This window comes from Mesorhizobium koreense, from assembly GCF_031656215.1.
In the GTDB taxonomy this organism is placed as follows: domain Bacteria; phylum Pseudomonadota; class Alphaproteobacteria; order Rhizobiales; family Rhizobiaceae; genus Mesorhizobium_L; species Mesorhizobium_L koreense.
Map to the genome: position 1 here is coordinate 3,017,582 of NZ_CP134228.1, position 23,042 is coordinate 3,040,623.

18 protein-coding genes and 1 tRNA gene are annotated in these 23,042 nt (G+C 62.4%); 6 read left to right on the forward strand and 13 right to left on the reverse strand.

Going from position 1 to position 23,042, the window contains the following annotated elements:
* Positions 1–266: 266 nt before the first annotated feature.
* The 9 genes from RBH77_RS14355 to RBH77_RS14395 all read right to left on the reverse strand — a co-directional run bounded on the left by RBH77_RS14355 (position 267) and on the right by RBH77_RS14395 (position 10,898).
* Complete coding sequence (locus RBH77_RS14355; protein WP_311028279.1) at positions 267–3,341, reverse strand: efflux RND transporter permease subunit; 3,075 nt, start codon at positions 3,339–3,341, stop codon at positions 267–269.
* Positions 3,338–4,501 carry an efflux RND transporter periplasmic adaptor subunit gene (locus RBH77_RS14360; RefSeq protein WP_311028280.1) on the reverse strand — a complete coding sequence of 388 codons (1,164 nt, stop codon included), beginning with the start codon at positions 4,499–4,501 and terminating at the stop codon, positions 3,338–3,340. Before RBH77_RS14360 ends, RBH77_RS14355 begins: the two co-directional genes overlap by 4 nt.
* 99 nt (positions 4,502–4,600) lie before the next feature.
* Positions 4,601–5,443, reverse strand: coding sequence for a DMT family transporter (locus tag RBH77_RS14365; protein ID WP_311032551.1), 843 nt, complete (start codon positions 5,441–5,443; stop codon positions 4,601–4,603).
* Positions 5,444–5,562: 119 nt separating this feature from the next.
* Positions 5,563–6,309, reverse strand: coding sequence for an arginyltransferase (locus RBH77_RS14370; RefSeq protein ID WP_311028281.1), 747 nt, complete (start codon positions 6,307–6,309; stop codon positions 5,563–5,565).
* Between the two features lie 159 nt (positions 6,310–6,468).
* Complete coding sequence (ggt, locus tag RBH77_RS14375; RefSeq protein WP_311028282.1) at positions 6,469–8,244, reverse strand: gamma-glutamyltransferase; 1,776 nt, start codon at positions 8,242–8,244, stop codon at positions 6,469–6,471.
* 201 nt (positions 8,245–8,445) lie between these two features.
* Positions 8,446–9,189 carry a lipoyl(octanoyl) transferase LipB gene (lipB, locus tag RBH77_RS14380; protein ID WP_311028283.1) on the reverse strand — a complete coding sequence of 248 codons (744 nt, stop codon included), beginning with the start codon at positions 9,187–9,189 and terminating at the stop codon, positions 8,446–8,448.
* Positions 9,190–9,312: 123 nt separating this feature from the next.
* Positions 9,313–9,441 carry a hypothetical protein gene (locus tag RBH77_RS14385; RefSeq protein WP_311028284.1) on the reverse strand — a complete coding sequence of 43 codons (129 nt, stop codon included), beginning with the start codon at positions 9,439–9,441 and terminating at the stop codon, positions 9,313–9,315.
* A 709-nt stretch (positions 9,442–10,150) separates the two neighbouring features.
* Positions 10,151–10,636: a hypothetical protein gene (locus tag RBH77_RS14390; RefSeq protein ID WP_311028285.1), complete on the reverse strand. Its 486-nt coding sequence runs from the start codon at positions 10,634–10,636 to the stop codon at positions 10,151–10,153.
* Positions 10,637–10,813: 177 nt separating this feature from the next.
* A tRNA-Leu gene (locus RBH77_RS14395) sits at positions 10,814–10,898 on the reverse strand.
* Between the two features lie 236 nt (positions 10,899–11,134).
* Here RBH77_RS14395 and RBH77_RS14400 point away from each other — a divergent pair.
* The 5 genes from RBH77_RS14400 to RBH77_RS14420 all read left to right on the forward strand — a co-directional run bounded on the left by RBH77_RS14400 (position 11,135) and on the right by RBH77_RS14420 (position 15,168).
* Positions 11,135–11,785 (forward strand): hypothetical protein, encoded by a 651-nt coding sequence (locus RBH77_RS14400; protein ID WP_311028286.1) that lies wholly within the window; start codon positions 11,135–11,137, stop codon positions 11,783–11,785.
* A 190-nt stretch (positions 11,786–11,975) separates the two neighbouring features.
* On the forward strand, positions 11,976–12,263 hold the full coding sequence (locus RBH77_RS14405; protein WP_311028287.1) for a DUF3175 domain-containing protein: 288 nt from the start codon (positions 11,976–11,978) through the stop codon (positions 12,261–12,263).
* Positions 12,264–12,456: 193 nt separating this feature from the next.
* Positions 12,457–13,815, forward strand: a complete 1,359-nt coding sequence (mgtE, locus tag RBH77_RS14410; RefSeq protein ID WP_311032552.1) for a magnesium transporter — start codon at positions 12,457–12,459, stop codon at positions 13,813–13,815.
* On the forward strand, positions 13,812–14,696 hold the full coding sequence (locus tag RBH77_RS14415; RefSeq protein ID WP_311028288.1) for a DMT family transporter: 885 nt from the start codon (positions 13,812–13,814) through the stop codon (positions 14,694–14,696). Before mgtE ends, RBH77_RS14415 begins: the two co-directional genes overlap by 4 nt.
* Before the next feature lie 85 nt (positions 14,697–14,781).
* Positions 14,782–15,168 carry a MerR family transcriptional regulator gene (locus RBH77_RS14420; protein WP_311028289.1) on the forward strand — a complete coding sequence of 129 codons (387 nt, stop codon included), beginning with the start codon at positions 14,782–14,784 and terminating at the stop codon, positions 15,166–15,168.
* Between the two features lie 13 nt (positions 15,169–15,181).
* Here RBH77_RS14420 and RBH77_RS14425 read toward each other — a convergent pair whose 3' ends face one another.
* Entirely contained in the window at positions 15,182–15,670 is a 489-nt protein-coding gene (locus RBH77_RS14425; RefSeq protein ID WP_311028290.1) for an Lrp/AsnC family transcriptional regulator, read from the reverse strand.
* Between the two features lie 99 nt (positions 15,671–15,769).
* Between RBH77_RS14425 and putA the strand changes: the two genes are divergently transcribed.
* Complete coding sequence (gene putA, locus RBH77_RS14430; protein WP_311028291.1) at positions 15,770–19,423, forward strand: bifunctional proline dehydrogenase/L-glutamate gamma-semialdehyde dehydrogenase PutA; 3,654 nt, start codon at positions 15,770–15,772, stop codon at positions 19,421–19,423.
* A gap of 331 nt (positions 19,424–19,754) precedes the next feature.
* Here putA and RBH77_RS14435 read toward each other — a convergent pair whose 3' ends face one another.
* From RBH77_RS14435 to RBH77_RS14445, 3 genes are read right to left on the reverse strand one after another with little or no spacing between them, the layout of a single operon-like run.
* The gene (locus tag RBH77_RS14435) at positions 19,755–20,708 is read right to left on the reverse strand and encodes an ABC transporter permease (protein ID WP_311028292.1); all 954 of its coding nucleotides are present in this window, start codon (positions 20,706–20,708) and stop codon (positions 19,755–19,757) included.
* Positions 20,698–21,651, reverse strand: a complete 954-nt coding sequence (locus RBH77_RS14440; RefSeq protein WP_311028293.1) for an ABC transporter ATP-binding protein — start codon at positions 21,649–21,651, stop codon at positions 20,698–20,700. Before RBH77_RS14440 ends, RBH77_RS14435 begins: the two co-directional genes overlap by 11 nt.
* Complete coding sequence (locus RBH77_RS14445; protein ID WP_311028294.1) at positions 21,648–22,835, reverse strand: NEW3 domain-containing protein; 1,188 nt, start codon at positions 22,833–22,835, stop codon at positions 21,648–21,650. The genes RBH77_RS14440 and RBH77_RS14445 overlap by 4 nt, the downstream gene beginning before the upstream one ends.
* Positions 22,836–23,042 lie beyond the last annotated feature (207 nt).

Genomic DNA, 23,042 nt, shown 5'->3' on the forward strand with positions numbered 1-23,042 from the left:
GGCGCTGGCCTCTGTCGTCGCCGCCTCCGAGGCGTTGATTCCCGAAACTCTTGCTTTGCTTCGCTCGCTGACGAAGTCGGGAATGACGGTTATCCCTTGGCGATTCTGTAAATCGGCAACGTTGAGGGCTACGAAAGCGGAAGATGAATCTCCACCATTCCCGATCTCGTGGGTGACCGTAAGGAGCGGAGAGTGTCGGGAATCGATGCCTCGACGGCTCTGCAGGCCGAGGCGGATCAGGGCATTTGTCGTGAGCCGACAGAACCTTACGCCGGGTGCATCGCCTCCGCATCCGGCATCTCCGCTTCTGCCGGGAGGTCCTTCACCGCGATGAAGCTGTAGAACATCGGCACCACGAACAGCGTGAAGCAGGTGCCGATCAGGATACCGGAAAAGATGACGAGGCCCATCGAATAGCGCGAGGCCGCACCGGCGCCTGCCGCCATGATCAGCGGCACCACGCCGAGGGACATCGCCGCCGTCGTCATCAGGATCGGGCGCAGGCGTACCTTGGCCGAGGCGATGATGGCGTCGTGCCGCGACAGCCCATGCTCGCGCCGCTGCTGGTTGGCGAACTCGACAAGCAGGATGCCGTGCTTGGTGATGAGGCCTATCAGTGTGATAAGCCCGACCTCCGTATAGATGTTCAGCGTGCCGAGGCCGAGGTTGAGCGGCAGCATTGCGCCGAAGATCGACAGCGGCACCGCCATCATGATGATGAACGGGTCGCGGAAACTCTCGAACTGGGCACAGAGCACCAGATAGATGACGATAATCGCCAGAGCGAAGGCGATCAGGATCGTATTGCCGGTCTCGATCTCGACGCGTGACTGGCCGGAATAGTCGATGAAAAAGCCGTCCGGCAGCATCGGACGCGCGATATCGACGATCTGCTGCAACCCGTCGCCGGTCGTCACCCCCGGCAGCGGCAGGGCCGAGATCGTGGTGGAGTTCAATTGGTTGAACTGTTCGATCGCCGCCGGCGAGGCGTTGGTCGAGATATGCACGACAGCGGACAATGGCACCATCTTGCCGGTCATGCTGCGCACGAAATAACGGCCGAGATCGTTCGGATTGCCGCGGAAACTCTGCGGCACTTGCGGCACGATATCGTAGCTGCGCGAATCGCGGTCGAACTGAGCCACCTCGGCGCCGGCCACGAAGGTGCCGAGCGTAGTGGCGATGTCGCTTATCGGCAGGTTGAGCGCGGCCGCCCGATCGCGGTCGATGGTCACCGTCACCTGCGGCGCGTCGAAGGCGAGCGAGTTCTGCACGATGATGAAACGCCCGGTCGCCTGAGCCGCGTTCTTGATCTTCTCGCCGATTTCATAGACCTGGCTGGCGTCGCCGGTCGACTGGATGACGACCGAAATCGGCAATCCGCCTCCCGTCCCGGGCAGCGAGGAGGGTGCGAATACCAGCGCTTGCACGCCCGCCACCTTCGAAATCCGGTTCTGGATGTCCTGCTGGATCTCCTTTTGCGAGCGCGAGCGGTCGGCCCAATCCTTCAGTGCCCAGACGGAGAAGGCGGAGTTTGTCTGGCCATTCAACCCGGCGATCGAGAAGCGCGCCTTCACCTCTGGAATATCCTGGGTAAGGCCGGCGATCTGGTCAATATAAAGCTGGGTGTAAGGGGTTGTCGCGTAGCGCGGCGCGGTTACCAGCGAGAAGAGCGCGCCCTGGTCTTCCTCGGGTGCCAGCTCGCTCGACGTGTTGAAGAAGATGAAGACGGTGAGCGCCATCAGCGGCAGGGCAATCAGAAGCGTTACCGGCCGGTAGTTGAGCGAGCCGCTGACCAGTCGCTCGTAGCGATCCGCCACCCGGTCGAAGGTGTTGTCGACGAAATTCTGGAAACGGCTGTGACCGCCGGCTTTCAAGATGCGCGCCGACATGGCGGGCGTGATGGTGAGCGCGACGAAGCCGGAAATGATGACCGAGCCGGCCAGCGTGAAGGCGAATTCCTTGAAGAGCGCGCCGGTGAGGCCGCCTGTGAAGGCGAGCGGCGCGAAGACGGCGGCGAGGGTGATCGTCATCGCGATTACCGGTTCGGTGATCTCGACCATGCCCTTGAAGGCCGCCTGCATGGGCGACAGGCCTTCCTCGATGTGGCGGTGGATGTTTTCCACCACCACGATGGCGTCGTCCACAACAAGGCCGATCGCCAGCACCATCGCAAGCAGCGAGAGCAGGTTGATCGAGAAGCCGACAGCGTAGAGAAGGAAGCATACGCCGATCAGCGAAAGTGGGATGGTGACGATCGGCATCAGCACGGAGCGGAACGATCCGAGGAAGAGCAGGATAACGACAATGACGATGGCAACCGCCTCGGCGATCGTCTTGAAAACCTCCTCGATAGACGCGCTGATGGTCTCCGTCGCGTCATAGACCATGGTGATCGTCATGCCGGGCGGCAGCGTTCCCTGAAGCGCCGGCAGGTCCTTGATGACGCCCGCTGCCGTGTCGAGCGGGTTGGCGGCCGGCGTCGGGAAGATGCCGATGAAGGTGCCCGGCTTGCCATTGAAATTGACGATGGTGTCGGTGTTCTCTGCGGCTAGTTCCACCTTTGCGATGTCATGCAGGCGGACCACGCTGTCACCGCTGCCTTTAAGCGGCAAATTGCCGAAGGCTTCCGGTGTCTGCAAGGTCGAACGGACGGTGATGGCGTTCGCTACCAGGTTGTTCTGCGTCTTGCCGGGCGCCGACAGGAAGTTTGACGAGTTGATCGCGCTCAGCACTTCCGAAGCCGTAAGGCCGCGCGCGGCGAGCCGCACCGGGTCTATCCAGATGCGCATCGAATAGTCGGCAGCGCCGAGCACCTGTACCTGCGCGACGCCCTCGACGGTGGAGAGGCGGGGGCGGATCACCCGCTCGATATATTCGGTGATCTGTTCCGGCGTCATGTTGGGGTTTTGCACGGCCAGATACATGATCGCGAATTGCTGGCCGGTTCCCTTGACGATCACCGGATCCTTGGATGCGGAGGGCAGCTTGCTTTTCACCTGCTGCACTTTGGACAGCACGTCGGTCAGGGCGGAGTCGGGGTCGGAACCGAGTTTCATATTCACCGTCACGACGCTGGTCGACGGGCTGCTCTGCGAGGTGACGTAGTCGATGTTCTCCGTCGTCGCGACGGCCTCGGCGATCGGCGCTGTGATAAAGCCCTGGATGAGTTCCGGGCTGGCGCCGGGATAGGCGGTCGTGACCGTGATCGCCGTCTCAGCAACCTCGGGATATTCCCGGATCGCGAGATTGAAGATGCCCTGGAAACCCAGAAGCAGGATCAACGCGGCAACGACGGTCGAGAGGACCGGTCGGCGGATGAAGAGCGCGGAAAAGTTCATTGCGAACCATCCCCGGCGGGATTCGCCTTGACCTGCGACGGTTCCACCGAATTGTCGATCGTGACGGCGGCGCCATTGGTCAGCCGGTTCTGGCCGGCGTTGACGATCACATCACCCGGCTTCACACCGTCCTTGATCTCGATCCGGCCTTCGGATTGGCGGCCGATCTTCACAAAGACCTGGTGGGCGACGAGGTTCTGGTTCTTGTCGGCCTCGTCGACCTTGCCGGTCGTGGCCTTGCCGTCCTTGTCGGCCAGTGCGACGACATAGATGAAGTCGCCATAGAGGCTGGTGGTAAGCGCCGTCTCGGGCAAGGCGATGATATTGTCCTCGGCCGGAAGCTCAACCCTGACTTGCGCGAACTGGCCCGGTGTCAGCGCGCCGTTCGGATTGGAAATCTCGGCGCGGACGGAAACCAGCCTGGTCGACGGATCGACCTTCGGGTCGATGCCGATCACCTTGCCTTCGAATTTGAGGTCGTCGCCGGTCAGGCCGAGTCGCACTTTCTGGCCGATCTTGAGGTCAGGCAGCTGTTGTTCCGGCACGGTGAAATCGACGCGCATCGTGTCGAGATCCTGCAGTGTCGCCACGACGTTGCCCGGCGTCAGATACTGGCCGACATCGATCTGAGGAATGCCGATCGTGCCGCTGAAGGGCGCGGTAAGCCGCTTCTGGTCAAGCACGGCCTGAAGGCTGTCCACCTGCGCGGCGGAAGCCGATGCGGCTGCCTGGGCCTGCTGCACGTTCGATTGCGGGCCGACCTGCCGCTTCTGCAATTCGATGGCGCGCTCGAGATTCTGCTGATCGAGCGCGGCCTGCGCCTTTTCGGCCTCCAGGTTGGCGCGCTGGACGGCATCGTCGAGCTGGACAAGAAGCTGGCCGGCCTTGACCTTCTCGTTGGACTTGAACGCGATATTGCGGACGACGCCGCTGACTTCGACGGTCAAATCCACGCCCGAACGTGCGGAAACCGTGCCGATCGCCTGGATTTCAGGCTTCCATGTCATCGGCTCTGCCACCGTCGTTGAGACGGTGAGCTTCGGCTTCGGCATGTTGGCGAAGTACTGCTTGATCGCGTTGGATCGGAAGAGGTTGAAGCCGACAACGCCGCCGACAACAATGACGATGAGTATCAGGGCGATGACGAGGCGTTTGACCATGCTCGGCAGGGCTCCACAACTTCAGATTAAAGCTTACTAGATGAAAAGCCCCGTCCTGCCTACTGCTGCAATGCAACAGTCGGGTCGTGACGTCGCTCGCTATGCCGTATGCCGGACCAGCGCGGCCGCTCGGCGCTTGCGGCCCCGGTGAAGCTGCCACAGCGAATGGGCAACCAGCGAGGCGATGAGGATGGCGCCGCCGACCGTGCTCTGGCGGCTCGGTACTTCCGCGAAGATCAACCACACCCAGACCGGCGCGAGGACGGTTTCCAGAAGATAGAACATCGCCACTTCCGGCGCGGACAGATAGCGCGGCCCACTCGCCAGGCAGAAAAAAGAAAGCGGCATGATGATAAAGCCGTCCAGGAAAATCCACCACGGTGCCGCAATATGATAATCGGTCCGGCTCACCATTGCCGCGGCGACCACCATGGGAAGAGCGACGGCTACCAGCGCCGCGAACCCCATGTTCTTGCCGCTTGCGCGGGTGATGGTAATGGCCGATGCGATACAGAAGGCGGAGACAAGGGCCATCAGATCCCCCAACAGGTGACCGGAGGACACACCGTCGCCGACGATGATGAGAACGCCTGCCAGCATGGCGGCCATTGTGATGAGCGTTATAGGGTGGGGACGCTCCTTCAGGAACAGCCATGAAAGCAGGGCAGCGAACATGGTGTTGAAGGCAAGGATGAAGACCAGATTGGCCGTTGTGGTGTTGTAGACCGCGATAATGAAAGTGATCCAGGAGATCGCATAGAGAAGCGCGACGATAACGCCGCTCCGGCCCGGGATGAGCGGCGGCGGCTCACGCATCGTGCGACGCATAAGAAGCCATAGGGCAAGCGTGGCGACAAGCGTGGCGCCGCACCGAACCATCAGGATCGACCATGGCTCACCGTCGGCCAGTCGGATCAACGGGATATCGATGGTCAGCGCCATGCCGCCGACGGCGCAGAGCAGCAATCCTCTGGCATGGTGAGAACTGTCGGCGGCGGACAAGAGAGCTCCGGAAAGCGTCGGAAGGAAGAATCAGAAGGGTCGTGTCGATGGACGACTTTTCAGGCGATCCGTTCCCAGCCCTTGGGGCCGAGATGTTCCTGCGGCTTGAAACGCACCTTATAGGCCATCTTGCGCGAGCCGTTGACCCAGTAGCCGAGATAGACATGGGGCAGCCCGGCGGCGCGCGCCCGCTGGATATGGTCGAGGATCATGAAGGTGCCGAGCGAGCGATCCTCGACGGCGGGATCGTAATAGGAATAGACCATCGACAGCCCGTCGGCCATCGTATCTGTGAGCGCGACGGCGAGTAGCGGCCCATGTCCGCGCCCGGTGATGAAGGAATCCGGGCCGCGCCGGCGGTATTCGATGATCTTGGTGTTCACATGCGTGTCCTCGACCATCATGGCGTAGTCCAGGACCGTCATGTCCGACATGCCGCCGCGGCGGTGGCGCGCGTCGAGATATGAGCGGAAGAGCGAGTATTGCTCCGTCGAAGGTTCGGCGTCGTGCACGGCGCCGATGAGGTCGCTGTTGCGGTGAAGCACGCGCTTCATGTTCCGCGAAGGCTCGAATTCACCGGCCAGGATGCGCACCGACACGCAGGCGAGACACCCGTCGCAGGCCGGCCGGTAGGCGATATTCTGCGACCGGCGGAAGCCGCCTTGGGTGAGGAGGTCGTTCATCTCCGGTGCGCGATCGCCCACCAGATGCGTGAACACCTTTCGCTCGAACTTTCCTTCGAGATAGGGGCAGGGTGAAGGCGCAGTCAGGAAGAATTGCGGCGACTGGGTCGGTTGGTGGGTCATTTAGGCGGGCGTCCGGCTGCCTCATTCCTGATTGTGATGGTGAATCATAGCTTGCCGCGCTTTTTTCAAACGTCAATCCCCTCCGAAGGGCGACCCTGCGTCAGTCGTATTCTGGCAGGTCGCGGAGAGGGTTAGGGAATCAGGCGCAGGCCGGCGGTGTCAGTCGCCGACTGCCACGCCCTCGCGGCGCGGATCAGCACCGCCCTCGATCCCCGATGGCGTGATCTCGATGCCGTGCAGACCGGAATTCTGATCGTCGATTTTCGTCTGGTAGCCGAGGGCCTGCAGATCTTTCGTCATCCCGGCGGCTTTGGTCCCGGCTTCCAGATCGTAAGTGCCGAAGCGGTTGACGAAATGCGGCAGCGACACGGCCTGTTGCACATCCATCTTCCAGTCGATCATGGCGATCAGCGCTTCGGCGACATAGGAAATGATGTTCGAACCGCCGGGCGAACCGACGGCGATCACGGGATTGCCGTCCTTCAACACGATGGTTGGCGCCATGGACGAGCGCGGCCGCTTGCCGGGCTCGACCCGGTTGGCGACGGCGCGGCCGTCCGTCACCGGCGCGAAGGTGAAATCGGTCAACTCGTTGTTGAGCAGGAAACCGTCCACCATCTGCCGCGAGCCAAAGGCGCTTTCGACGGTTGTCGTCATGGAGGCGATGTTGCCCTCGTCGTCGATGATGACGAAGTGCGAAGTGCCGTGCTCGGGATAGGATAGGCCGTCGATGCGCAACTCGGCCTTGTCCCAGGGCGGATCGCCTGGCTTGACCTCGTCCTTGCCGAGCGCGGTCGGGCGTCTCAGAAGCGCGGCACGGCTCTTCAGATAATCCGGGTCGAGAAGGCCCTTCGGCATCGGCACGAAATCGCTGTCGGCCATGTAGCGGTCGCGGTCGGCGAAGGCGAGCCTTGTGGCGTCGCCGATGATGCGCCAGCTTTCCGGATCGTCGGGGCCGAGCGTGGCAATGTCGAAACCGGAGACCATGCCGAGGATCTGGCCGATGGTGAGTGCGCCGGAGGAGGGCGGTCCCATGCCGCAAACCTCGTATCCGCGATAAGGTGCGCAGACGGCCGGACGTTCCTTCGCCCTATAGGTGGCAAGGTCCTGCAACGCGAGATGGCCCGGATTGGTCGGATGCGCATGGACCGCTTCAACAATGTCCTTGGCGATGCGGCCAGTGTAGAACGCGTCGGCACCGCCGGAGGCAACAGTGCGCAGCGTTTCGGCGTAAGCTGGGTTCTTCAGCGTCACGCCGATGGCGAGCGGCTTGCCTCCCTTGTCATAGAAATAGCTTCGCGCGGCCGGCTGTTTGTCGAGACGTCCCATATCCTCGGCGATCTCGTTGTGGAGGCGGGGCGATACGGCAAAGCCCTTGTCGGCGAGATCGATCGCGCGGGCGAAAAGGCCTTGCCAATCTTTCTCGCCATATTTCTTGTGTACGGCCTCCAGCAGCCGAACCGTTCCCGGCGTGCCGACCGAACGACCGCCGACGACGGCGTCGAAGAAGGGCAGGGGCTTTCCGTCGGCGTCGAGGAAGAGCGACGGCGTCACGTCAGCCGGCGCCGTCTCGCGGCCGTCGAATGTGGTGAGCTTCTTTTCCTTCGCGTCGTACCAGACGAGGAAAGCGCCGCCGCCGAGGCCGGAGGACTGCGGCTCGACAAGCCCGAGCACCGTCTGAACCGCGATCAGCGCATCCGCCGCATTGCCGCCCTCGCGCAGCACCTCCAGCCCGGCCTGTGCTGCCAATGGGTTGGCAGCAACCACCATATGGCGGTGGGCGACGACGACGTGCTTTGCTGAGACCCCGCTCGCCGTCTCCGGCGCGACACTGTCGGATGCCTGCTGTGCGAAGGAAGGAACGCCGAAAAGGAGGAGAGCAACCGCAAGCGCTGCAAGGCACGACGGGAAGGCTGATCCCCCTGGCTTCAACATTCGCCGGCCCACCGTCCGGGTGCGTCCTTCGAGGCTCGCTTCGCTCGCACCTCAGGATGAGGGAGGTTTGTGCCATGGCCGCCGAGTACCCGCGCCATTCCGGCTCCCACCTCAAGGTGAGGGAAGTTTGCGCCGGCCTCCCTCATCCTGAGGTGCTCGCGAAGCGAGCCTCGAAGGACGCACGGAAACATCGGTTGGGCATCAGGCACTCCTGCGCCGCTCTTCGGAGACAGCCGCCTCCGCCTGTCCGAACACGTCCTCGAAGGACGCTTTGAGCGCGATGTCGAAATCCTCCATCGTCACCGGCAGGCCGAGATCGACGAGACTGGTCACGCCATAGCCCGAAATGCCGCAGGGGACGATGCCGCCGAAATGCGAGAGGTCAGGCTCCACGTTGACGGCGATGCCGTGGAAGCTCACCCAGCGGCGCAGGCGGATGCCGATTGCAGCGATCTTGTCTTCAGCGGGCCGTCCGTCCGGCAGTGGCTGACGATCCGGCCGCACGACCCAGACGCCGATGCGGTCGTCGCGCCGTTCCCCCTTCACATTGAAGCGGCCGAGGGCGCCGATGATCCAGTCCTCAAGCGCGGCCACGAAGGCGCGTACGTCCTCCTTGCGCCGCTTCAGGTCGAGCATCACATAGGCGACCCGCTGGCCGGGGCCGTGATAGGTGTATTCGCCGCCGCGACCGGCCGCGAAGACCGGGAAACGGTCAGGCTCGATCAGGTCGTGCGGCTTGGCGCTGGTGCCGGCGGTATAGAGCGGTGGATGCTCGACGAGCCAGACTAGTTCGCCCGCCTTACCCTCTCGGATCGCCACCGAGCGCTCCTCCATGAAGGCGAGCGCGTTTTCGTACCGCGTCAATCCCGGCTCGATCCGCCATTCGACTGGCGGTGAGGGGATGGAGGGGCGTAGCGAGGCGGAAAGCTGGCTGCGTTCTGTCATGGGAGTCCTATCGGCCCCGCGAAGATAGGACGCCGTGCCGGTAAGGTCCAGAAAAGCCGATCCGCTCTGTTTATCCGGCATGAGGAGACGCCGGGGTTGCCCCCGGCGCCCATTCAGCGGCGGCTAAAAGAACTCCTTGTAGGCGAATGCCGCTCCAAGGATAAGCACGACCGCCGCGATTATGGCGATGTTTCCCACCCATGAGGAAGAGAACACGACATGATCTTCCTGGTCTTCCTTCTTGTCATTCATGGAATAGTACCTGACTGTTTACACGCCGGCGCTTTCGAAAGGACGGCCGCATGTATAGCGGGCCCGTTCGGAGCTCCGGGTGCCGATTGACGTGTGTGATGAAGTTGCCGTCGAACGGCGGTCAGCAGGTGGAAGGAGGGGCCTGGGCGTCGAAGGCCCGGTATTGAGGAGCCGCCGCGATCGCTGGAAGCCGCCGGCTTTCGGGGCGGGATCGCTGCCCGACGATTTCGTCTGCGATCGCAGCGAGGACAGTGCCATCTGCGTGCCAGAGAGGACGATGCTTCTGCTTCTCCGAGCGCCATACGTGGATGGCGCTTTGGGTCCGCGACAGGTCGTATAGAGCCGCCGCGCGCGTAATCGCCACGAAGTCGGCGGGCGAGGAACTGATCGCCGGAGAACCGGAAGGAACCGGCTGCGGAATACGGGGCGACGACAGGGCCAGTACGGCGAAGCAAAGGACAGCCAGCCAAGCGCCCCGCGCCAACTGCCTCAGGGTGCTTCTAGGCGAAGGAATCCCGTTTCCGTCGTGCTTCACAGGCTTGTCTGGTCGCAGAGGCAAATCCAACCCGTTCAAATTGTCAGGTTGCGCAAGATGAAAAGCGTATCTTGCCGGCCCAGAGCGACAAGGTAGGAAATCGAAGCTGAAAAAGGAAGATGGTCCGAAAATCCGGCTCGCCCTTGACGCTGCATATCAACCGGTTGCGCCGACCTAGAACCGGAATGTCCAGAACAGGCAGACAAGCGTCGCGGCGACGCTTGCGACAAGCGCAAGGGTCCTCATCAGGACGTTACGACGCAACTCATTGAGGATGGCATGGAAGACAGCGACGGCAAGGACGAACACGAACTGCCAGTCGAGAAGCGCGCGATACGCATTGATCTGGCCGAATGCCACTCGTGCAACAAGGCAGCCGATAATGGTAGCGAATAGAACGACCACCGCGACATAGACCGTCTCGACGCCGTTTACGAGCACGAACGAAGCAGCCCGTAGCGGTAGGATCATCAACAACGCGACGCCAAAAAAATAGAGCGCGGCGAGCGGGATGAAGGTTGCGGCGCTGGCGAGGCCGTCCAGCCGCTTCATACCGAGGGCGCCGAACGGATCGCCATGGCGCATGACGGCGATGGATAGCGCCATCAGAAGAGCGGTCAGGACGGTGACGAGAATAAAAGTGCTGATGGTCTTGGCCATGAGGGTCCCCCGAATCCGGCTGCCTACTGCGTAGCTTATGGGGAAGGGACTTCCAATGCCGAAAGGCGAACGCGCCGTGGCGAACTATCGCCCACGGGGGACCGGTGTCCCGCAGGGGGGACTTATGAGTCGAAATTTCAGGTAAAATCAGCGCCTTACTCGGCGCTTTTTGAGCGATGGTGCGGTCGAGAAGACTCGAACTTCCACGGGTTGCCCCACAGCGACCTCAACGCTGCGCGTCTACCAATTCCGCCACGACCGCACGTCAGGGGATGGACCGGTCCGAACCGGCCCGGCGCATTTAGCAAATAGCCCATGCGCATACAAGGGCGCGTTTGGCCTTATTTAGCCGCGTGGCCGCGTCCCGGAAAGAGCCTCGGTTTAGCCTCTCCGTCGAAATTATCGAAGAGATATCGTTCCAGTTCGGAGATCGGCACGTGCCTTGCCGGATTCTTGGTCCAAGTATAGCATTCCATGCTTTGGTGCAGGGGGGCTGCTGTGAACGACATTATCAAACAGGGAAACGCAACCAATCAGTGGGGAGTGTGCGGCTTCGTGAGTGTGCTCAACGCCTTGCACCAGGAGGGCAAACTCCAATCGTTCGGGCGCACTCTGAATATTGACGAGATTCAGCAACGATTGGGCGCCGAGATCATCACCTACCTCAAGATGACGGCGATCGGCCGTCCGGGTATCGCGAACTCGATCCTAACCTACACACAATCGTTCGGTGCCCCCTACAGCGGCTACAAAAGTATCAACGACATCTGTAACCGCATCGCGTCGGAAGTTCGGAAAGCTCACAACCCTGGCGACTGGACCAACTTCCAAGGGGGGATCGGTGTCGCCATGCCGGCCTCGGCGGTCCAGGACTATGTCGAGTTCGTGGGACTGAAATCCACTTTGCCGGCCGTCAACAACGCACCGTTCACCAAGAGCGAGTTGATCAAGTATCGGGATTGTATTGTCGGCTGCGGCCGGGAGCCGAGAACCGATCCCGAGAACGGCCTTCGCCACTGGGTGTACATCGATAAAAATGGCTGCCTGCTGAACTGGGGTGTCAAAACCGACCTCAATACCTCGTCACTTCCGCAAGCCGTCATTGACAAGAAGTACGGCTATATTCCCGCCGTGGTTCAACTCCAGTAGCTGCGCCTGGTTTCAAGCATATTTGCCCTTCCACAGACGGCGACCGAAAACACCGAGCCGTCGTGAATTCGGCGACGATCGTATTACGACACGGCCTTCTTCCAGCAAGTTGTCCGCTTACGCGAAACGGTCCCTTCGGAACCAATACCGTGTCCGGCGGCTTAAAAGGCGAGACGAAGGAGAGATCGCTATGGCTGTCAGTCAGAAGAAATGGTCGGCAGAAGTGACCGAGCATTCCGATGCGCTCGATCTGGAAGAACATATCTTCGAATCCGACGATCCGGCGAAGATCGCGCGATCGCTGAAGCGTTCGGCGGAAAAGAGCCATCGCCGTAAGGGAACTCCCTATCAGTCGGCGATGTCGATGCTGAACTTCTACATCAACCGCGCCGGCAAGAACCTTCCGGAAAAACAAAAGAAGGTCCTGGAGGACGCCAAGAACGAACTGCGCGAAGCCTTCGGGCTTGAGAAAGAATAATTTTGTCGTTTGAGCGCCGGCATGCGGCGAATCCGCTGCTGAATTGCTGTTGTGCTGCGCCGCCCCGCCGCGCTAGACGTGCCGCCATGAACTGAATCTTCAACATCGGACAATGGAGGCGCCGTTGAGCGAAGTCGACGAACACGCGCGTCCACCGTCCGGGGCTGACCCTCACTCCGATCTCGCCGCCGAAATCTACGACGAGGAAGGCGTCATCCGTGGCGACTTCGTCTCGCGGGTGGAGGAAGCCATTGCCGGGGGTGACCGGGGCGCCCTGAGGGACGAGGTCGGCTCTCTCCACGAATCCGAAGTCGGCGACCTGATCGAGGCGCTGCCGCCCGAGCAGCGCCGCCAACTCGTCGGGCTGATGGGCGAGGATTTCGACTTCGCCGCGCTGACAGAGGTCGACGGCGCGATCCGTTCCGACATCGTCGACAACATGCCGAACGCGCAGATAGCGCAGGCCGTCCAGGAGATGGACTCCGACGACGCGGTCTACATCCTGGAAGACCTCGACCAGGAGGATCGCGACGAGATCCTGGCGCAACTGCCGTTCACCGAGCGCATAAGGCTGAGGCGGGCGCTGGACTATCCGGAAGAGACGGCCGGGCGGCGCATGCAGACCGAATTCGTTGCCGTGCCGCCTTTCTGGACGGTTGGTCAGACGATCGACTACATGCGCGAGGACAATAACCTCCCGGACAGCTTTTCGCAGATTTTCGTCATCGATCCGAGTTTCCGGCTGCTCGGCGCCGTCGACCTCGACCGTATCCTGCGCTCCAAACGCACCACCAAGGTCGAGGAGGTGATGCACGAGACGAGGCACGCCATTCCGGCCATCATGGACCAGGAGGAGGCTGCGCGCGAATTCGAGCAGTACGACCTTCTCTCGGCCGCTGTGGTGGACGAGAACGACAGGCTGGTCGGCGTCCTCACCATCGACGACGTGGTCGACGTCATCCAGGAGGAAGCCGAGGAAGATCTGATGCGCATGGGCGGCGTCGGCGACGAGGAACTCTCCGACACCATTCTGAGGACTTCCCGCTCTCGTGTGCCGTGGCTGGCCGTCAATCTCCTGACCGCCTATCTTGCCGCTTCGGTGATCGGTCTCTTCGACGAGACGATCCAGAAAGTCGTTGCGCTTGCGGTGCTGATGCCGATCGTGGCAGGCATGGGCGGCAACGCCGCGACGCAGACCATGACGGTTACGGTGCGCGCGCTGGCAACAAGGGATATCGACATCTACAATGCCGGGCGCATCATCCGCCGCGAACTGGTTGTCGGCTCCATCAACGGGCTGGTCTTCGCGCTTTTGGTCGGCTGCACGGCCTGGGTCTGGTTCGGCAGCTACGACATCGGCGGGCTGATCGGAGCGGCGATGATCATCAACATGCTGGCCGCAGCTCTCGGCGGCATCCTGATCCCGCTCGTCCTGCACCGCATCGGCGCCGACCCCGCCATCTCGTCGGGCATCTTCGTCACGACGGTGACCGATGTGACCGGCTTCTTCTCCTTCCTCGGCCTGGCGACCTGGTGGTACGGCGGGCATTGAGCGGGGGACGTACCCTGGCGCTCACGGCAGCCGCGCTTGCCGGGCTGCAGGTCGGTGCTGCAACTTTCGTCACCCATTTCGTCATCACCGAGGCGGGGCCAGGTTCGCTGGCGCTGTTCCGCTACCTGATCGCGCTCTTCATCATTCTACCGATTGCCGCGCGACGGCTACCGGCGATGCGACGCGCCGACATTGTCCCGGTCGGGTTGCTCGGCATCGGCCAGTTCGGCCTGCTCATCCTTTTTCTGAATATCTCTATCCAGAAACTTGACCCCGGGCGGACAACGCTCATTTTCGCCACTTTCCCGATTCTCACCATGATCTTTGCCGTCGCCATCGGCCGCGAGCGGTTTACATGGCGCGGCTCGGCCGGCATTGTCATGACGGTTGTGGGTGTGGCGCTTTCGGTTGGGACCCTCTTGGATTTCCACAACGGGAATGCAAGCCAATGGGTCGGCGCTGGTGCCGCCTTGCTGAGCGCGATCATCGGCGCGGTCTGCTCGGTGGGCTATCGCCCGTATCTTCAGCGTAATCCGACGGTGGCGGTAAGTTTTACGGCCATGACCGCCGCGGTCGTCTTTCTTCTCATCCCCTCGTTCTTCGAGGGCCTGTTCTCCGGCTGGTCCGGGTTCAGCACGGCGGGCTGGGCCGCCATCGCCTTTATCGGCGCCTCCAGCGGCGTCGGCTACATATTATGGCTGCATGCTCTGTCGGCGTTGCCGGCATCGAATGTCGCCGCTTTCCTGGGCTTGAGCCCGATGCTCGCCGTCGGGCTCAGCGCACTATTCCTCGACGCACCCTATACGGCTGCGGATGCAGTCGGATTATTCCTGGTACTTGCCGGCCTCGCCGTTGCGCTCTGGCGAAGCAATACCGGCTGACGGCAATTCTTCCTGACCGCCAATTGACTTTTACGTAAATGCGGCGCCAGATTCCACAAGGGATTCAAGGTAGGCACCCAGGCCAATGCGGGAATATTATTCGATCACGGAATTGACCCGCGAATTCGGCATCTCCACGCGTACGCTCCGTTTCTATGAAGACGAGGGATTGATCCATCCGGTCCGGCGCGGCCGCACGCGACTGTTCCGGCCGTCCGATCGCCATCTCGTCCGTCAGATCCTGCGAGGCAAGCGGCTCGGCTTTTCGATCGCGGAAATCCGTGAGATCGTGCAGATGTACAGGGAACCGCCGGGCGAGGTCGGACAGCTCAAGCTGATGATCAAGCGTGTCGAGGAAAAGCGCGAGGATCTGCGTCAGAAGCGCCGGGATCTGGAGGAAACGCTGGCCGAGTTGGACCATGCGGAAGAAGCTTGTGTCGAGCGGCTGGCCGAACTCGGCGTGAATACCTGAAGCAGACAACGTTTTATCTGTCTTTCACCGTCTCCATCGCCACGAAAGTCGATGTCTGCGCGACGTGGGGCAGCGCGGAAATGCGTTCGCCGAGGACGCGGCGATAGGCAGCGATGTCCTTCGTCCTGACCTTGAGCAGGTAGTCGAAACTCGATGCGATCATGTGGCATTGCTCGATTTCCGGCACTTTCAGGACAGCCTTGTTGAAGGCTTCGAGCGCGGCGGAGCGGGTATCGGAAAGCTTGACCTGCACGAAGGCGATATGCCCTTCGCCGAGCCGGTCGTGATCGACAAGCGCGGTGTAGCCGCGGATATAGCCTTCCCTCTCCAGCCGGCGGACGCGGGCCGCAACCGGTGTCTTCGACAGGCCGACGGCATTCGCCAGCTCGGCCATGGAAAGGCGGCCGTCATTCTGGAGGGAGGAAAGGATTTTCCGGTTGATACGATCCAGATGGTCTGTAATGGCAAGAAATCCATTCGATACGTGCTGTCTAACGGGCATTGAATAGCGAAATCGGAACGTCCTGTCTTGCATTTCAGCCCGTATGCCGAGCGTTTCGCATGATATGGTTGCCATCCATCGCTTCCGGAGCGCAGTGCCATGCCTTCTTTTGCCGAACGACCGGTACAAAAAGCCGCCGGTCTTGACGAAATCCGTGAGGAAATGCGTGCCCATTATCTTGCCGACGAGGCGGAGACGTTAAAACGCCTCGCTGCATCGGCCGGTCTTTCGGAAGAAGAGCGCGGGGCAATATCGGCGAAGGCCGTCCGGCTGGTCGAACAGGTGCGCAAATCGGCCGATCCTCAACTCATGGAAGTATTCCTTTCCGAGTACGGCCTTTCGACCACGGAGGGCGTGGCGCTGATGTGCCTGGCGGAGGCGCTGCTCCGTGTGCCCGACGCCGAAACGATGGACGATCTGATCCGCGACAAGATCGCGCCGCATGACTGGTCGTCGCATTCGGGCGAATCAACCTCGATCTTCGTCAACGCCTCGACCTGGGCGCTGATGCTGACCGGACGCGTGCTGGAGGAGGGCGACGGGACGATCGAGCGCACGTTGCGCAACATGGTCCGTCGCCTTGGCGAGCCGGTAATCCGCAAGGCGGTTGCCGCCGCCATGCGCGAGATGGGCGAGCAATTCGTGCTCGGTCGCACCATCGCCGAGGCGCTGAGGCGCGGCCGGCCGCTTCTCGCCAAGGGCTACAGCTATTCCTACGACATGCTGGGCGAAGCAGCCCGCACGGAGGCGGATGCGCTGCGCTACCACAAGGCCTATGCCGACGCGATCGCCTCGCTGAAGCCGTCCGCGACCAGCGACGACATTCGCCGTAATCCGGGCATTTCGGTGAAGCTGTCTGCGATCCATCCGCGCTACGAGGCGACGCAGAAAGACAAGATGCTGCCGGTCATGACCGCGCGGCTGCTCGAACTGGCCGAGGCGGCGAAGGACGCCCGCATGGGCCTCAACATCGACGCAGAGGAGGCTGACCGGCTCGATCTCTCGCTCGACGTCATCGAGGAGGTGCTGGCAAGCCCGTCGCTTGCCGGCTGGGATGGATTCGGCGTCGTCGTACAGGCTTATGGGCGGCGCGCACCCTTCGTGCTCGACTGGCTCCACGCGCTCGCCGAAAAGCTCGACCGCCGCATCATGGTGCGGCTGGTGAAGGGTGCCTACTGGGACACCGAAATCAAGCGCGCCCAGACGATGGGGCTTGCCGGCTATCCGGTCTTCACGCGCAAGGCGAACACAGACGTTTCCTATCTCGCCTGCGCGAAGAAGCTGCTTTCAATGACAGGCCGCATCTACCCGCAATTCGCCACGCACAACGCGCATACGGTTGCCGCGGTGCTCGAACTTGCAGGCAAGGATCGTGACCGCTTCGAGTTCCAGCGCCTGCACGGCATGGGCGAGGCGCTGCATGAGACGGTGCGCAAGGCGGAAGGCACGCGCTGCCGCATCTATGCGCCGGTCGGTGCGCATGAGGATCTGCTTGCCTATCTGGTACGGCGGCTTCTTGAGAACGGCGCCAATTCCTCCTTCGTCCACCAGATCGTTGATCAGGATGTGAGCCCACTGCAGATCGCGCGTGATCCGCTGGCTATCGTAGAGAGCCAGGGATCGGCGGAAAATCCAGCCATCCCCGCGCCCCGTGCGATCTTCGAGCCGGTGCGCGGCAACTCGCGAGGCTGGGACATCACCGACCCGGTGACGATCGCCGCGATCGACAAGGCGCGGAAGAAGTTTGCCGCGCCGCACCGCTGGCAGGCAAGGCCGATGACGCGGGCGAACGGCAAGGGGGAAGCCACACCGGTTCTCAATCCCGCCAAGCCGTCCGAGATGGTCGGCGAAGTGGTGAATGCCGACGAGCAGCAGGTGCGCGACGCCGTCGGTCTTGCGCTCGCCGCGCAGCCGCAATGGGCCGCGCGTCCGGTCGAGGACCGTGCCGCGATCCTGCTCGGGATCGCCGACCTCTATGAAGAAAACTCGGTCGAGTTTTTGGCGCTCGCCGCGCGCGAAGCCGGCAAGACGCTTGCGGATGGGGTGGCTGAAGTGCGTGAGGCGGTGGATTTCCTGCGCTATTATGCCGGGCAGGCCGAACTGGCAGAAGACGACACCGCGGCTCACGGGGTGATTGCCTGCATCTCGCCATGGAATTTTCCGCTGGCGATCTTCACCGGGCAGATCGCGGCCGCGCTCGTCACCGGCAACGCCGTTATTGCCAAGCCGGCCGAGCAGACGCCGCTGATCGCCTCGCGCGCGGTCGAACTGATGCGGCGAGCGGGCGTGCCGGAAGACATCGTCCAGCTCCTGCCGGGCGACGGTCCGTCGGTCGGCGCACCGCTTGTCGCCGATCCGCGCATCGCCGGCGTCTGCTTCACCGGTTCGACTGAAGTGGCCAAGGGCATCGAGCGCCAGCTTGCGGAGACTGCCGCGCCGGACGCCATGCTGATCGCTGAGACCGGCGGGCTCAACGCGATGATCGTCGATTCGACGGCGCTACCGGAGCAGGTCGTGCGCGACGTCATCGCCTCGGCCTTCCAGAGCGCCGGCCAGCGCTGCTCGGCGCTGCGCGTGCTCTATCTGCAGGACGACGTGGCGCCCAAGGTGACGAAGATGCTGACCGGCGCGCTCGCCGCGCTGACGGTCGGCGATCCATCCGATATCGCGACCGATGTCGGACCAGTGATCGACGACGATGCGATGCGGTCGATTGCGGCCTACAATGAGAAAATGGAGAAAGACGGCCGGCTGGTCGGGAAGCTCGATGCGCCTTCCGGCGGTCGCTTCGTCAAGCCGAGCATCTTTCGCGTCGCGGGGATCGGTGAGATGGAGCGTGAGGTGTTCGGTCCCGTTCTCCACCTCGCCACCTACGAGCCGGAGAAGATCGACCGTGCCATCGCTGACATCAACGCGAAAGGCTACGGCCTTACATTCGGCCTGCACACGCGTATCGACGCCCGCGTCCAGCACGTTGTCGATGCGGTCCATGCCGGCAACCTCTATGTGAACCGCAACCAGATCGGCGCGGTGGTCGGCTCGCAACCCTTCGGCGGGGAGGGGCTTTCCGGCACCGGGCCGAAGGCCGGTGGCCCGAACTATCTGCGCCGGTTCCGGAAATCCACGAATGCCTCGGCCGGTGCCACCCCTACGGCCGCACCTGTCGTGGCGGCGAGCGAGCTTGTGGGACGGCTTCCTTCCGACCCGAAAGGCGAATGGGTGCGGCGCGACGATCGCATCTCTACGCTGCGTAGACTGATCCGGGGAAAGGCAACTGCGGCGATGGCCGCCTCTGCCGTGGTGGAATACGGTCCCGTCGACCTGCCCGGACCGACCGGAGAGGCCAACACACTGGTGACTGCGCCGCGCGGCCACGTGCTATGCCTCGGCCCCGATGCCGATACGCTGCTTGCGCAGGTGGTACAGGCGCTTGCCGCCGGTAACGCAGTCCTTGCCGTCGCACCCGACGCCGTGAAGACGCTTGCCCCGCTGACCGGAAAGAGCCTGCCGCTTTCAGCGATTGATGGCACGGTCGATCCGGAGAATCTCGGCGACCTGCCCGTCGATCTTGTCGCTTTCGCCGGTGATGCCGAAGCTTTGCGCCGGCTTCGCCAGGCGCTGGCTTCCCGCCCGGGCCCGATCGTCGGCATCGTCAGCGAGAAGCTCAATCCGATGGCCTATGTCCACGAGCGCGCCATCTGCGTCGATACGACCGCCGCAGGCGGCAACGCCAGCCTGCTTGCTGCATCATGAAAGGTTCTTGCTTTTGACCGGTGTTTCGATGCGTCCTTCGAGGCTCACCCTTTGGGCTCGCACCTCAGGATGAGGGAGGTTGGCGCCAGGTCGCTGAGCCAACCATTTTCTGAGACGCTTTGCTTATCCATCAAGTTTAGGAAAGCAGCACCAAGCGCCCTCATCCTGAGGTGCGAGCGAAGCGAGCCTCGAAGGACGCACCACCTGTCGGCCAGATATTGGGCCATTCAAAAGCAAACCCCTCCTCTCCGCCAGGAAGAGGAGGGGCAGGCTAGCGGCAGTTGAGCGGCAAGGGCGAACGCCCGCCCGTCGCGCCCTTACCGCTCCGCCGCTATGCCCGTACTTCCTGGCGCTGGAAGGTAACGTAAGCGCCAGTGAAGATCAGAAGCATGGCCGCGACCATGCCGGAAAGTTGCGGCCAGATGAGCAATGCGCTCTGGGAGAAGGGCAGGGGCGCACCCGGTATCGCGCCCTCCATCTGGTCCATGAACACCAGACCGAGAGAGCGGGTTTGCGGGCTGAGGAGCGCCTGGGCGGTCTCGGAGAAGAGCGTGTTCGGTGAAATGCGGGCGAGTGCGCTTTGCATCTCCACCGCGTTGACCAGCGTCATCGGATTGGTCGGGTCGATCGGGGCCAACGCGATTGTCAGCGCGTGCACGATCATGCCCCAGAAGATGGCGAAGATCAGCCACAGCGCCAAAGCCGCAAGTGCCGAAGTTGCCGCCTGCCGGAAGATCGTCGAGAAGAGCAGCGCCAGCGCCAGCCACACGCCCGCATAGGCGAGGCATGCGACAAGGAAGGCGAGCCCGCGCGCGATCTCCGGCCCGCTCGGCGGCAGGCCAAGCGTCAGGATTCCGAGCCCGGTCATCAGGAGCCAGAGCGTAAGCAGGCAAAGCGCCAGCACGATCATGCCGCCGAGGAATTTCCCGAACAGAAGCGCGTCGCGATAAATCGGCTGCGCCAGGATACGGCTCATGGTGCGGCGGCTGTACTCACCGTTTATCGAATCGAAGGCGAGCGCGATCGAGACGAGCGGAAGCAAAAAGCCGAGAAACGCCACGAAGGACGGCACCGGCTGCTTGGCGGTCGTCAGCAGGCGCAGGAACAGGAACGGATCCTGGCCGATTGTATTCTTGATCTCGCCGATGGCGCCGTAGACACTGCCGAAAGCCGTCAAAAGCACCAGAAGCATAACGAAGTGGAATCGCGCCGAGGAGAAATGATCGGCCGCTTCCTTCCACGCGATGGTGGACATGCCCGCTAGGGCGAAGCCTTTACGCCGCATCGGCCATCTCCTTGTTCTCTTCGCCCTCGAAATAACGCACGTAGACGTCGTCGAGGCTGGACTGGCTCATCGACAGGCTCTTCAGCGAGCCGCCGGCGGCTACAATGGCTCTCGATATTTCAGGACGAAGATCGCCGTCGGCGTCGATCTGGACGGAACCGCTTTTCTTGCGTGTCACGCGACGCACGCCCTCGATCCCGCCGACCACTTTTTCGGGATCGGCACCTTCCGCCTCAAGGTCGATGATGCAGATACCGCCCAGCACCTTGCCGGCGATGTCGGGTACGGTACCGACCAGCCCTGCCTTGCCTTCGCGGAAGAGCGCCACGCGGTCGCAGACCGACTGCACCATGGAAAGCAGATGCGAGGAAAGGATCACCGTCATGCCGTCCTTGGCGAAGGACGAGATGAGCTGGAGAAGTTCCTGCGTCGATTGCGGGTCGAGGCCCGAAGTCGGCTCATCCAGGATGGCGAGCCGGCTGCCCTTGGCGACGAGTTCCGCCAGCCCGAGCCGCTGGCGCATGCCGCGCGAGAAGGTCTTCACCCGCCGGTCGGCAACCTTGGCGAGCCGCACGCGGATCAACGCCTGCTCGATGCGCGCCTCGCGCTCGTCCTCCGGGATGCCGGAAAGCTTGGCGATGTAGCGCAGGTTCTCGCGCGCGGTGAGCTGGTCGTAAAAGCCCACCGCATCGGGCATGTAGCCGACCTCCCGCTTAACCGAGAGCGGATCGCGAAGCGGGTCGTGACCGAAGACGCGGACCGTGCCTGAAGACGGTTCGGTGAGGCCAAGCAGCATGAGGATGGTCGTCGTCTTGCCGGATCCGTTCGGGCCAAGCAGGCCGAACACCTCGCCCGCCTCTATTCGGAGATCGAGTCCGTTCACCGCGATGGTCGACCCGTACCGCTTGGTGAGGCCTTTCGCCTCGACAACTGGCGCGCTCATCTGCGGCCATACCTTGTGACGGCGCCTGCCATGACCAGAACGGCAATTCCGATGATGCCGAGGCCCGCAATGCCCCATTCCGTCGAGGTCTCGACTGTGACGCGGAACTTCAGATTGTCCGAGGCGCCCTTGCCGTCCGAATCGACATTGACGGAGTAGTCGCCGGCGATGGCGTTGGAAGCGGGTGTGATCCGCATCTGGGCTTCGGCCTTCCCGCCGGGCGCAATCTGGTCGATCTTGGCCGGGGAGAAATCGATCTTCCAGCCCGAAGGCGCATTAGCGCTAAGCTTGACATCGGTCGCCGGCGCGCCGCCGGTATTACTGACGGTGAAGGTGAAGGAATGCTCCTTGCCGGCCACGGCCGATCCGGAAAGCATGCCGCTCGGCCCGTCGAGCGCCAGCTTGGGTTGGCCGGTGATATCGAGCAGCAACGCGGTCTGAGCCTGCACCTTGCCGGTGCTGGTGCCGACTTCCACCTTGTACTTGCCGGCCGGAACGTCTCGGGGCGGCTTGACGGAAAGCTTTACGGTCTTCGATTCGTTCGCCTTGATCGGGATGGAAGTGAGTTCTTGTGAGCCGTACTGCTCCTTGAAGGTGGCGTCGAAGCCCGGAGGCGTCTGCGCCGCCATGTTCACCGTAACGTCCGATGGGCTGTCGTTCTTGATGGTGAGGTCGTAGTCGAAATTTGAGCTTGCCGAACCGCGCAGCGCCGGCAGTTTCGATTCGAGTTTAAGCGAAGCGGGAGCGGGCGGCGCGAGCGTTACGCTGATCGGCACCGAGAGCTTGTTGTCTTCGGCCGTGCCCATGAGGTTCAGCGTATAGGTCTTGGTTTCCGCATTCTCCGGCGGCGTCATCTTGAGCGTCAGCGAGCGGGTGTCGCCCGGACCGACCATGGCGGCCTTCACCGGTTTTCCGCCGCCTTCGAACTCGTAGTGCCAGCCCTGGGGCACGCCTTCGAGCGAAAGCTGGACCCGTTCGGGCGGCATGCCGTGATTCTCAAGCGAGAGGTCCATGGTAAAGGACTTGCCGGCCTGTTCGGTAACGGCGGGGTAATCGGTGGTCAGCCACACGCCGGTCGGCGGATTGGACGGCGAGGAGGCCGGTTCGGCCAGAGCGCCGGAGGCCGCAAGAGCCAGTCCACTGGTGAGAACCACAAGTCCGAGCGGAGAAATGGCGGTTCGCATATGAGCAATTCCCTTCTTGCTACAAAAAAACCCGCGCGCGAAAGCGATTTGTTTCCGCGTGAAAAAGGTCGTGAATGCGGGTTAGCTTCGCCGCAAATGCGGCAGGAATCTGCCGATTACATTAAATTCATGTAATGTTTGAAGGGCTTGGCAGGCGTACGAAATAAGGCAGAAAAAGGCCGAAAGCGGTGCGCTTTCGGCATCTGA